At 64.1% G+C, this 12,574-nt stretch carries 7 protein-coding genes; 5 read left to right on the forward strand and 2 right to left on the reverse strand.

Annotated features, from left to right (window positions below; translation table 11 throughout):
• Positions 1 to 119 precede the first annotated feature (119 nt).
• Complete coding sequence (locus ACYVLT_RS12495; protein WP_461120303.1) at positions 120 to 2,570, forward strand: ATP-binding protein; 2,451 nt, start codon at positions 120 to 122, stop codon at positions 2,568 to 2,570.
• On the opposite strand, the gene ACYVLT_RS12500 is transcribed toward ACYVLT_RS12495, so the two are convergent.
• Positions 2,567 to 3,490, reverse strand: coding sequence for a serine/threonine protein kinase (locus tag ACYVLT_RS12500; RefSeq protein ID WP_461120304.1), 924 nt, complete (start codon positions 3,488 to 3,490; stop codon positions 2,567 to 2,569). The two genes, ACYVLT_RS12495 and ACYVLT_RS12500, sit on opposite strands and share 4 nt — an antisense overlap.
• Before the next feature lie 189 nt (positions 3,491 to 3,679).
• On the opposite strand from ACYVLT_RS12500, the gene ACYVLT_RS12505 reads away from it, so the two are divergent.
• Genes ACYVLT_RS12505 through ACYVLT_RS12520 form a run of 4 tightly spaced genes read left to right on the forward strand, consistent with a single transcriptional unit; the run spans position 3,680 to position 12,244 of the window.
• Complete coding sequence (locus ACYVLT_RS12505) at positions 3,680 to 5,125, forward strand: PD-(D/E)XK nuclease family protein (RefSeq protein ID WP_461120305.1); 1,446 nt, start codon at positions 3,680 to 3,682, stop codon at positions 5,123 to 5,125.
• Positions 5,089 to 6,165 carry a pPIWI_RE_Y domain-containing protein gene (locus ACYVLT_RS12510; RefSeq protein ID WP_461120306.1) on the forward strand — a complete coding sequence of 359 codons (1,077 nt, stop codon included), beginning with the start codon at positions 5,089 to 5,091 and terminating at the stop codon, positions 6,163 to 6,165. Before ACYVLT_RS12505 ends, ACYVLT_RS12510 begins: the two co-directional genes overlap by 37 nt.
• Positions 6,162 to 9,572 (forward strand): pPIWI_RE_Z domain-containing protein, encoded by a 3,411-nt coding sequence (locus ACYVLT_RS12515; RefSeq protein ID WP_461120307.1) that lies wholly within the window; start codon positions 6,162 to 6,164, stop codon positions 9,570 to 9,572. The genes ACYVLT_RS12510 and ACYVLT_RS12515 overlap by 4 nt, the downstream gene beginning before the upstream one ends.
• Positions 9,560 to 12,244, forward strand: coding sequence for a pPIWI_RE module domain-containing protein (locus tag ACYVLT_RS12520; protein WP_461120308.1), 2,685 nt, complete (start codon positions 9,560 to 9,562; stop codon positions 12,242 to 12,244). Before ACYVLT_RS12515 ends, ACYVLT_RS12520 begins: the two co-directional genes overlap by 13 nt.
• Positions 12,245 to 12,370: 126 nt before the next feature.
• On the opposite strand, the gene ACYVLT_RS12525 is transcribed toward ACYVLT_RS12520, so the two are convergent.
• The gene (locus tag ACYVLT_RS12525) at positions 12,371 to 12,547 is read right to left on the reverse strand and encodes a hypothetical protein (protein ID WP_461120309.1); all 177 of its coding nucleotides are present in this window, start codon (positions 12,545 to 12,547) and stop codon (positions 12,371 to 12,373) included.
• Positions 12,548 to 12,574 lie beyond the last annotated feature (27 nt).

Genomic DNA, 12,574 nt, shown 5'->3' on the forward strand with positions numbered 1-12,574 from the left:
TTTGGCCTGGCGAGCGCGTGCCTCCGCAGAAAGTGCGGGATGCCAGTCGTGAGTTGCGGAAAGTACTGCCGCAACTCACTCCGGACGGGAGCAATCGACCGGGTTTCTGTGAGATTCGGGTGAAGCGAGACGAGGTCGACTACTTCCGATTCGTCGACGGTGTGGTCGAAGCAAAACGATTAATCGGTAGAGAACGCATGGACAGGCTGGGGCGAGCTCTTCAAGAGTGGGGCGACGATCCGCTCAACGATCTCGGGTTGAGGAAGTTCAACCTGAGTCGGGAGCGAGCGATCCTGGACGATCAGCACCGGAACGCCATGGCCGACTATCTGACTGCGGCAGTGGAATGTGGCGAATCGGCGCACTTCCGGTCGCACGCACGCCGGGCCTTGAAGAAGTGGCCACGCGATCCGACCCTGGTCACACTTATTGCGGAGGTACTTGCCAGTACCCACTCGGAAGCCGAGGCGCGGGCCTTCCTCGTGAAGCATATCGAGGAGAACGGGGACTCGAACGGCGATTTGGGGGAAATCCAAGCGAAATTCGCGCCTTTCGAGTCCGGAGTGGGGCCGGTCCTCGCCGTGCCTCGACAACTTCCAGGGCAGCGCGGTGCCCTGATAGGACGCGACATCGAGCGGAACACTTTGACCCGTCTGCTCTTCGGAGCCGAGTCCGGGGTTGCACGGGTCGTGGTGGTTAACGGCATGCCCGGCGTCGGCAAGACGTGCTTGACGTGCACGTGGGCAGCCGAGGTGGAGAAGGAGTTCCCTGGTGGGACGTTGTACGCCGATCTCAACGGCTATGGTCCGTTGAATCCCGAAGAGCCTGCGCAGATCCTCGCGAGGATGTTGCTCGACCTCGGTGTCGACGCCCCGACATCGACGCTTGACGGATTGATCACGGCTTTCCGTTCGGCCACCACCGACAGGTCGCTCCTGGTCGTCCTGGACAACGCGCGCGACTCGGCCCAAGTGCGGCCGTTGCTGCCGGGAACAGGCTCAGCCGCGATCGTCACCAGTCGTGTCCGGTTGGGAAGCCTGACCGTCCGGGAGGGCGCTCACCAGTTCACCCTCGAGCCACTCTGCGAGGCGGATGCGCTGTCCCTGTTGACCAAGTCGTTGTCTAAATCCCTGGGGGAGGTGCCGGTGCGCCAGGCAGGGTGCCTTGTCGAGGACATCGTCAGTCTCGTCGGCAGACTGCCGTTGGCGTTGGCGGTCGTCGCAGCACGGGTGATTGGACGTCCGACGGCTGCCGTCCGAAAGATCCGCGACGAACTCCGGGAGACCAAGACTCGGCTGGACGCGTTGGTGCACGGGCGGGACGCGGACCTCGACGTCCGACTGGCGCTGTCGTACTCGTACAGCGGTCTGTCCGACGCGACAGCGGACTTGCTGCCCCTGCTCGCCCTGCATCCCGGTCCGACGATCAGCCTGCCGGCCCTGACGGCTCTGGCCGGGCGAAACTGCGAGACCGAGGTCGATGAATTGGTCACGGCACATCTGCTCGCCGAACCGGTGTTCGAGCGGTTCGCCATGCACGACCTTATCCGGGATTACGCCCGCGAACTCGTCGAGAGTCGGCCCGCTGAGGAAACCGCTCAGATCACTCGTCGAGTGTACGAGTTCCTCCTTCAAAACACGTGGACGTGTGACAGGACTTTGGTGCCTGGGCGCGACCTGCCCGTTTTGGCCACTTCCGAGATGCAGGTCGTGTCCCCGCGGACTCCAGAGGAGGCGATGGCCTGGCTGGACGTCGAGTACCCGACGATCACCGCAGCGCTCCGCCAAGCGGAGGAGCAGAGGGCCTACCAGTACACCTGGCTGCTGGCGATGGCACTGGTGACCTACCAATGGCGTCGGAGCCGGTTCGCCGACGCCGCCCGCTACCTATCTTCAGCAGCTGACGCCTCGGAGCGGGTCGCCAGCCTGTCCGACCAGGCCATGGTCTATCGGATGCTCGCGGGCTCGCGGTGGAACATGGAGCAGTACACCTTGGCCGGGGGAGCGCAACGACGGTCGTTGCTCCTAAGCAGGCAGGCGGCGGACCATCGCGGCGTCGCGTACGGTCACATCGGAATGGCCGCTCTGCATCTCGGAGAACACGAGCACGACGACGCGGACGCCGAGTACGAGAAGGCCCTTGAACTTTTCCGAGAACTGGGCGACTCCCTTGGCGAGGCGGACGCGGTGAAAGGGATCGGCCAATCGGCATTGGCGCGAGGCAACCTCGATATGGCGTTCCAACACTGCTCGGCGGCCCTTCGCCTTTACGAGCAGAGCGACGACGTGAACGGACAAGCCGGGGCGTTGGCCGCCCTCGGGGATGTCCACGCCGCACGGGCTGAGTTCTCCCGGGCGGCGGCCATCTACGACGCTGCAGTCTCGCTGTACCGCGACATGACCCGCCACAGCCATGAGGCGCGCACCCTCGTGTCGCTCGCCAGCGCATTGCGGCTGGATGGACGGACGACGGAAGGCCGTTTCGCTATGGCAAGAGCCCACGACCTATATGCGGAACTCGACGACGATGCCGGACTGGCGGTGGTCAAGGCCATGATGAACGACAGTTAAGAATCCGCATCCCTGCGGAAGGTCGACAGCCAGTACCAGCGCACCGGGTCGGGCTTCCGGCCCGGTCGGGGTGCCGCGCTCGAGTCGGGGAGCACGGGACGCAACGTTTCCACTACCTCCTGGGTGCTTCGCGGTCGATCGGTGGGATCCGACGCAATCATCCGCAGTCCTACCTCCCTGACTGTCGAATCCAGTGCTTCGAGAGCCGGGAGGAGATCGTCGGAAAATGGCGAAACCGTCGCAGGTTTTCCTCCCGTCTTGTTGATGTAAGGAAGTCGCATGATCGACATGCCGAAAAGTAGGCAACCCAGCGAAAAGATGTCCGAGACTGCTGTGGAAGGAGCTCCGTCGATGATTTCAGGCGCGGTGTACCCAGGAGTTCCCGCCGGGTACCTCTCGGAGCCGATCCGCACGGCACTGCCCAAGTCGATGAGCCACACACGACCGTTGTCGTCGATCAGCGAGTTGTCGAGCTTGAGGTCTCGGTGGGTCCAGCCTCGAACGTGCAGTTCGCCGACGACAGCGCACAGTTGTGTGATGACTGCCGCCGTTCGCACGGATGAGACCGGACCTTCGCCCTCGACGAACGCCGTGAGGTCACGGCCGCCGACCTCCTGCATGACGTAATACCTGCGACCATGGTGGTCACCCTGATTTAGGGCGTGGACAAGACCTTCCACCTCTCGCAGGCGCCAACTCGTCGACGCCTCCTTCTTGATCATGCGTGAACCGTCCGCGTAATAACGGGTCGATTCGAGGAACCTAGGCGGCTGGATCTTCAGGGTCAGGTCTCGAGAACTGTCCCTGTCGTAGACGGCGTATACCTCTCCTGAGGCACCGGAGCCAAGCACGTCACGTACTTCGTAGCGGTCGTCGATGACCTCGCCAGGGTAGAACCTGCCTCCAAGTTCCCAATCCACGAACAAGACCTCCCAACATCGTCTGATGTCTTGCGAAAGAAGCCGATTATGACACGATGGGAACCCCCGTCCGGGGTGTCCGGCGACTCCGGTCTGATAAAAGTATCAGTTGGCATGCTGAGTCCGGCGAAGTTCCGATGCCCGGCACGGGACGCCTTGACCGCCCGTCCCCGGTATCGGCCGACCAGCGTGGTCCCGCGCAAGCCCGAAGTGCTTGAGTCGTTCACCAACGGCCCGTTCATGAAGGTCATGGACCTCGTAGAGCACCGGGGTCTCGCCGCAGACCGTGCCTTGCAGAGGATCGTCCACGAGCCTGGGGACGGCGGCGTTCACGACTCGATTCGGCAGTGGACAACGCACGCTGTGAGTGGATACATGAAAGCTTTTTCCACTGAAGTCGATGAGAGTTTGGCACCGTATCGCGGACAGTGGACGTACGAAAGTATGCTGCCGCATCCTGATCAGCGCGGAGCCAAGCAGTACCGCATCACGGTCTGGGGGCGCTGTTACAGCACCCGCGACGGCAGGGTACGCGAGGTGAGGCTGTTGGTGAACCGGCTGAGCAGTCGACAGAGGACCGACGCCGAGATTGCAGTCGCCGCACTGGTGCTGGCCTCCGGCGACCCGGCGAACCCTCCAGATTGGATCCGGATCCGGCAGTTCGGGATCTTGGAAGGAGAGGCTGTCACGTTGTTCGACGGTTCACGGCAAGCGGCGCTCGACCTCTACGACGTGGCGGGAAAACGAGCACTGGCCCAGATCGTCGACGCGGGGGACCCGGTGGACTACCGACCGGGAACGGTCTGTGCCGACTGCCCGTTCTCCGCCGTCTGCCCCGCGCTCCAACGCGTGCCGGGTTTGCTGGGGGTGCAGGACCGTCGACGTCCACGACGTAGCTGGTCGGCTACGTCGGCACGTAACCACGCCAAGTGCCCGGCGCTGGACTATGCGCGGAGGCAGCGCCTGCCTGTCGACCAGACCGTCGAGCGTGGACGGGCGGCCGAGCGAGGGCGTGCGATCCATCGTTACCTGGAGCGTCGGCACCAAGCTCCAGGACCGCCGTGCGGAGCTCGAGTTTCCTCAGAGTGGGTGCCCGAAGGGTTCCGCCTCCTTCCAGAGGATCAAGAGCTCGGTGTCACGCTCCTCCAGCACCACGCCGCGGTCTGTCCATTGCGGCTCACCCGGCTGCCTGACGACCTCCGGGTGGAGCCGGAGCTGGTCTATGAGGACTCGGACGCCGACACCGTCGTGTTAGCCAAGCCCGACCTGATCTACCACGACGGTGAGAGTTGGGTCTGGCGAGAGGTGAAGACGTCGATCGTCGCGACACGCGGCACCCGACCGTGGTTCCAGCAGTACCCGCAACTAGCACTCGCCACCGTGCTCGCGTCGCGAGGGAATCTGGGACCAGGGCTCGGACGCGTCGAACTGGAGATATTGAGGCCAGCCGGGGTCGACCTGGTCACGTTCGACCCGCACACGACCGAGGTACGGCGCATGGCCGAAGAGGTCCTCCGTCAATCCTTCCAGCGTTGGCACACCGACGACCGGTTCCAACCGGAGCCCGGACCGCAGTGCGCTGACTGCGAGATGGCCCGATGGTGCTCGGCCAAGCAAATCGGGAGGCCGGCATGACGACCTCTTGGGTCGAGAAGAGCGGGTTGCTCGATACGGTCGCTGGCGGCGTACTCGCTCTGTCCTTCCGCGACAATCCGTCATCCAGCGTTCCGCCGTACCCGGATGAGACCCAGCAAGCTCTGGATCACGTCGTTCTCAGGTGCTTGCACAAGCAGATCACGCCTCCGACGGGTGTACCTCAACTGATCCGGTGGTGTACGGATCTGACCAGGCGCGAGTGGTCGGCGCTCGGGATGGGGGGACCGCCGCTGGCCATTCCGCGGCTGGTGGACCCAATCCACCGTACGCGGACGCGGACATGTGCGGAGTTGGCCGGCCTGAGCCAGGTTGCCGACGAACTGATGGCGACGATCTCGGCCGACGCTGCCCCGAGCGAGGTTGTCGAACGACGATGGTTCGTAGGTTCGCAGATCCTGGTCGACCCGAGGGGGCACCGGGAGCTCCTGATGAGCAACCCTCGAACAGCGGTGATCTTCAAGTCCGTGAAGGACTTGTACGGTCCTGTCCCTGAAGAATGGGTCGTCCGCGACATGATCGCGCTGTGCCCGCAATGCGGTTTGCCGGCTCTGCCGGGCTCTTCGGATGACCGGTTCACGATGTGGTGCGAGAGTGAGATCTGTCCGCCGAACCTCCGGATCGAACGCAGGTACCCGGCGATGTCGACACTCGTGCTGCACCCGGCTCTGCGCCTGTTCGTCTCGCTGAGTGCCAAGACAGAAGAGCGGATCTACGGGGACTTCGTACTGGCGAAACTCGGGTTGCGTCGCCTGATCCGCGCCGGTCGTTGTCAGGGCGTGGTCTCTTATCGGGGCGCGGAGCTGGTCCTCCAGGTTTATGACCGCGCGGAGCCCGCGCTGCTCGCCTACGACGCCGTAGCCGATCAGGTCGATCTCGCTGTGGTGTCGTCCGGACTCCTGACCGTGCGACCGGACTTCCACCGGGCTCTCATGGATGCCTTGCCGAACGGTGCTCGGGTGAACCTCGTCACTGACGACAGCCTGGTGGCGTACTTGACCGACGACCAGAAGGGTCGATGATGCGCAATCCGGAGTCGGTGCTGATGCCCTTGACGATGAAACTCAGAAACGAAGGGAAGCTACGGCCAGAACAAGCCGCCTTGCTGTGCGAGATTGAACTCGGCCTTTACTTGCACAGCCAGGTGAACGCGACTGAGGGCGCGGGCAGTGCGTGGGCCTTGTTCAGCGGGTTCCCGTACGCGCGCGGTCGCGGGCTGGTGGGCGACGCGACAACCGCGGAAGCCCTGCGATCCGCCAGGTATTCCTTGTGGACGCTGCGCAGGCGGGCAGCCTGGCACGACGCCCTGGAGAGGTACCAGAAGCTCGACCGCTCCGTCCGGGCGTACGACGTGACGGACCTGTCGACTCCTCCGGCCCGCATCCCGACGGAAGGGATTGCCGACGACCGCTGGGACTGCTACGACAGTCTCCTGCGTTCGGCGCCGCCTTTCCAAGGCAGATCCGCGACGTTCGCCGCAGATGGTCCGCACCGGTTCCAGGTCGGCAGGGGGACGACTCGAGTCAACCTGTCTGACACCTCGACGCTCGGTCGCCCCATTGGTCATGACGTCAACCTCGCTCCAGCCAAAGGTGGGGAGCCGATCAGTATTGAGTGGGCTGACCTGGTACGCACAGCTGCGGAGATGGATCAACTCGAGTTCCGCAGCTGGGAGCAACGGATGCGATCCGTCAAGCTCCGCATTCGTGGGAAGCGCAGCTTCCGCAAGTCGAGTGGGTTCGACATCTCGCGCATCCAGCACCTGCTGGGCATCGTCGGCGCTGGAAAGAGCACCCTGCGAGACGTGCTGACCGTGCACCTCGCCAATCGAGGTCATCGTGTCACAGTGGTGGTCGGCGACGTCGCTGAGACGTTGGAGTTGGTCAGGCTCTACAACAAGTACACCCTCAACAAGGCAGCCCCAGTCCTGGGCGCATCCGGCAAACAGCGGCACGCCCAACGGATGCACCGGCGAATCTCAGGGCGCGGCAAGCCCAACCTGCTCGCTCATGACGACCCTGGATTCACTTATCTGAGCACGTCGTGCGTCATCAATGCCCTCACCGGCGACTCGGATGACGTGCTCGCCTTCAACCAGGCGCCGTGCACCCGCCTTCAACGGCGGTCGAACCGCACTGGGACACAGACCAAACGGCAGTGGTCACCTGCACAGTTGATCTGCCCGTACTGGGGTGGGTGTCCACGACACCGCGGCGCACACGACCTGGTCTCTGCCGACATCTGGGTGGCGACACCCGCTAGCCTGGTGGACTCAGCCGTCCCCTGGCCGCAGAACGCCGAGCGGGTCCGCTACCTCGAACTGGCGTGTAGGCGCAGCGACCTAATCATCATCGATGAGGCGGACCGCGTACAGATGCACCTCGACCGGATGTTCGCCCCGGCGGTTCCCCTCATCGGTGGATTGGGTAGCAGGTCACTGCTGGACGAGCTGAACACCCATAAGATTCGCGAGCTGTCGGAGGGCACCAGGATCCAGTTGTCCGATCGCGACGTTGAGGACTGGACGGCTGCGGTCAATACGGTCACCGCCGCCACCGACCGTCTGTACGCGATGCTGGTGGCCCGTCGTGAACTCCGCGACTGGGTCCACATCGGTTACTTCAGCGCCTGGACGCTCCAGCTCCGGCTCATCGAGGAGCGGTACCCGGAGGGAGATCCGACTGTACGAGCGCCTCGTAAGCAGCTCACCGATCTACTGGACGAGTTCCGCGACAACCCGTTCGGGGATCGCGCCAAACCCGGAGTGCAAGACCTGACGGTGATCGTCAACGAACTGCTGACCACGAACTACCAGGCGTCAACGCGTCGCAAGCTGGGCGTACTCATGGTACGTCTGTTCGACCTCGAACCGGTGCTGCGGGACAAGCAGAAGATCTACGACGCCGAACAACAGCGGTCCTTGTCCACGGCGAAGGGGAAGAGAGGGCGAAAATCCGCGCCTCATCCCGATGCGTGGTTGGACGAGAAGTGCCGCCAGTTCGAGTTCACCCTCCTCCTCTCCGCGTTGGAACCCAAACTGGCACTGATGAACGCGATGTGGCCCCGAGTGGAATCCGTGCTCAAGCTCGGGTTCAACGAGATGTACCAGCGACCACCGGACTACGGCCCGATAGTGCCCGAGGCGCCTATGGGCAACCTGCTGGGCTTCCAATTCATACTCGATGGTCCACCCCGGCAGGGCGTGCAAAGCGGCGAGTTGCGGTACTTTAGGTGCAGCGGTGTTGGTCGGGAGTTGCTGCGTGCCATGCCTGGAATTCCCGAGGCCGACGGCCATCCCAACACGAACGTGCTACTGATGTCCGGAAGTAGCTGGGCAGGTAGTTCCAGCCGCTACCACGTTCCTGTTCCGGTCGGCGTCATCCTCCTTCCGGACCCCGTCCACTTCAGAACGATTGTCACCGAGACCCGGATGCGGTTCGAGTTCCTCACGACCTCGAACGACCGTGCCCCATTGCAGCTGTCGGGGGCTGATCTGGACGAACGGCCGGAAATCCTGCGCAGGATGGCGGTGCGGTTGGGAGAGCGGGATCACGACGGCAGCATCCTGGACCGTGAGCTGCGCACCCTCCCGGACAGCAGGCGACACATCCTGTTGTTGGTGGGTAGCTACGAGGAAGCCGCACTGGTGGCTGACACCCTGCACACCTTGCGAGATCGGTGGAAAGGTCAGGTCGTGCGGTTGGTATCGGATGACGACGAGGTGCAGGTCGGTACAACCATGCCGGACTCGGATCGACAAGCGCCGATCTTGCGACGCGGCGATGTCGACAGCTTCGACGACATCGGCGCCGCCATCCTGGTCGCGCCGCTGCTCGCGGTCGAGCGTGGCCACAACATCCTGAACGACGAGAAGGTCGCCGCCATCGGAACGGTGTACTTCCTCGCCAGGCCGAATCCTAGGCCTGACGACCTGGGTCTCGCGGTGCACACGCTCAACGACTGGATCGTGCGGTACATCGACAGTGGCGAGTTCGACACGCAGATGCGAAACGCCACCGGAATCGACGAAGGCGCCGCCGCGATCCGTCAAGAGGCGCGGAAGCGGTGGTACCGGGCACTCGCCAGATCGTTGGGGTGGTCCGCGCTCGGTGCCGACCGCGACACCGTGACCTGGGACCTCCTGGTCTTGATGTGGCAGGTGATCGGCAGGTTGGTGCGCGGCGGTGTGCACGCTCGCGTCGTATTCGTCGATGCGGCGTTTGCGCCGAAGCGCGCGGAGGGCAAGCCTGCCGAGGAGACGTACGAGACCAGCCTGTTGCACAACATCCGAGCCGTTCTGGCTCCTTACTTCACCAAGCGGACAGGTTTGTTCGTTCACGATCGTTACATCGTCAACGCGCTCTACCGACCGCTCTGGGTCGCGCTGGGCCGTTGCCTGAAAGACAGGGCAGTAAAATGTACTCCTTGATTAGACCATGCGCCTACGAACCAGACCCCGATGCCGGTCCATGGGTCGAAGACCTCCATGTGATGACCTTCGCCGAGCAATGGCGAACAGAACTCACAGACCTCTACGCACTCGGGTGGCGCAGCCGTGAACCCTTCGTAGGCTTACCGGTGCGGAAATTGAACAGCCTGTTGCGGGCGGTGGCACCGGGCGTGCTGGCGACCGGTCGAGGAGCCACCGCAGACAACTCCGTCCCCTGGATCTACGCTCGGGACCGAGTGCCCGCCGACGTTGTCCTACCTGCGTTCCTGACCTGGATAGCCGCATTGCGGCCCGAAAGCGGCCACCAAGAGGCTGTTCTTCGCATGCTCGACTCCGTTCGGCACACCGTGGCCGAGTGGACCACCTGCCCTGTGGAGCTGTCCGGCACGGACGTGTCAACCGGTGGGACTGGGGAGCCTCATCGGAGGCTCTACGCCCTTCTGCCCGAACTGCTGGGCCTACGCCTGGCGAAGCGTCCTTTCCGCGCGGAAGGCGCCGCCACCGACACCTGGTTCCGCGTGGTCAGTCGAGATCAAGGGGTCGAACTGGTGGCATGGCCACCACAGGTCTACCGAGAGGGCGGCGTGGATCACTACTACTCAGCCCTGGTGACGATCACCCTGCACAGCGTTCCCTTCACCCCTCGGTTCCGGGTTCACGTCTCAACCGGCATCCGACGCTGGGTGACCAAGACACCCGTTTGGCTACCGAGCAACCGCGGTGCCACCGTTCTGTTCGACACGCCACTGCCTTGGGAGGACCAGGCCGGTACCCGTCCCGTCCGCCTGGTCGGCAACACCATGGAGTTCCAACCCCGGCTGGGGCGGACCGCATGGCGGAGCCACAGCTCCGTGGAGATCCTGGCGGACCTGGACATCGTCCGGCGGTACCCGAAGCCCGAAGACTTGATCACGGCGCCGCAGGACTGGTTGAACGGGCAGGGCGGCATCGCCGCTGGAGTCGTGCACAGCACGGCGATGGGCACCCACAAGATTGGAGCGGGGCTGATGCCGGGGGAGCGTGCCCTCCTCGACGCCTGGGTGGCTGATGGTCTGCGCCCCTTCTTCCGCAGAGTGCCCGCCATGACCCGTTGTTTCCGCACCAACAAGCCGGTCCTGTTGCCCAAAGTGCCTAGGAAAGACGTCGTACGCCGGGCCGCGGTGGAACTGCGGGCGGTTGCGTCCCGCCGAGCGGCTCTGCGGGCGGCGCTTGGGGGGAGGTCACTCCACGTTGACATCATCACCATCTACCCGGAGACCGGGCAACTGCTGGTGCAGCAATTGGGGCTGCTGCTGGGAGTCGCCCCCTCTGGGATCAGCGACACACCGTCGCAACAATGGTCGGTGGACGGCTTGGAGGTCCACGTCCACCTGTCTGATCTCGGATCGCTGGGCAATGCGCTGACAATCTTTCCCGAGCCCGGCGGGAAGCGTGACACCGCTGTAGAGGCGGTTCGTGCTCGCCGGGCAGCGGTGGCGTCCCGGTTCCCCTCGCGGAATGGCCAAACGGGACTGGCCCTGGTCGAGATCCCCGGTGCGACGAGGTTCACCGCGACGGGGTCCGATCCCAAGTTCGCTCTGCGTCTCGGTTTCGCTGACACCGGCCGGGTCTCCCAATTCATCCAAGTCCCCGATGGCAGCACTGCCGACCCGGCTACTCGGGCGGCGGCCGCCTGGTTGGACGGGTTCCGCCAACTTGGAGCATGTGGGCTGCCTGCCCATCGCGCTGGTACCGAAATCCCGGTCGACCTTCAATACGTGGCGCTCTGGGTGGTTCGCAAGCAGGCCATCGGGACAGGTAGAGGTGGCCGCCACCTCATAGCAGTGCGGATCCGCCCAGGGGACGACGCGCACCCGATTCAGGGGTGGGACGACAGCCGTAAGGAGTGGGTCCCTTATGCCACCCTGTTGGTCGCACTGGCCTCGGGGGACAGCCAGGATGCGGGGCGCGGCGAGGGGCGACGGGGCACGACCGTCGCGGAGGAGCGGGCCGACATCGAGCGCCGTGTCCGGTCCATTCTGTTCCAGGTGAGGGACCGGCCGACCCTTCTCCTGATGAACGCGGGCAACATGCGGGATTCCTGGCGCTGGCTGGGCAATCGCAACCTGGTCAAGGACAAACTCGGTTTCACCGACGAACCGGACCAACGGCTTGCCGCGTTCGGCGCGCAGCTCCGGATCGTCCTCCTGCGCGACCGCAACAGCAGGGAAGAGGTGCCGCAGTGGTACGCACCAGGGGGAGACAACGACACGCCTGGTTTCGGGGTGGGGCTCTGGGCTCCCCACGGCAGTGACCGTGACAATCGCGTGTTCGCCAGCACCGCCGACCTGCCCAAGAACTTTCCCAAGATCCGACGCGGTCTCCGCAAGATCAGCAAGGAAGAGGGACGGACGTCAGCTCCCACCGTGACGGCCTGGAACCCCCAGTACCTCGAACTGGTCGTACTGGGCTGCCGGTCCGCGGAGGCCCTGGCTGAAGCTGGATCGTTGCACCAGCTCGCCGACTACCCGGCCAGCTGGGCCGCGCTGGCCCACCAGCTCCGGTTCCACGACGACTACGTCCCCCTGTCCCGACCGCTGCCGATGCACATCGCGAAACTTGCCGAGGAGTACCTCAACCCGTCGCCTTCGGAGGAGGTTTCCTCGGAATGATCAACCGAAGGTGGGCTGGTCAAGTGAGGAGCGCCTTGTGATGTGCGCTAATCCGTTTGATCGGAACCTTGGCGAGGTGTGCAGGGTGCCGAAGGCGGATCTTGTCCGCAAAATTGCGGTCTGTATTCATAACGGTGTGGTTTCGGTGGTATCGCTGTGTGCGTCCGTGACGATGAGCACGATGGTCTGTTCGGCGGCAAGGGAGGGGGGACGGCTGTGGTGAACAACAGGGCTGAGCCGAGTCAGCGAGGTGCGGCTGTTGATCGAGCGGTACGGCTTTTCGAGTTCCTCGCGCGGAGCCAACAGCTCAAGTCGAACCCGCCCCGCACC

Source organism: Saccharothrix stipae (genome assembly GCF_054781895.1).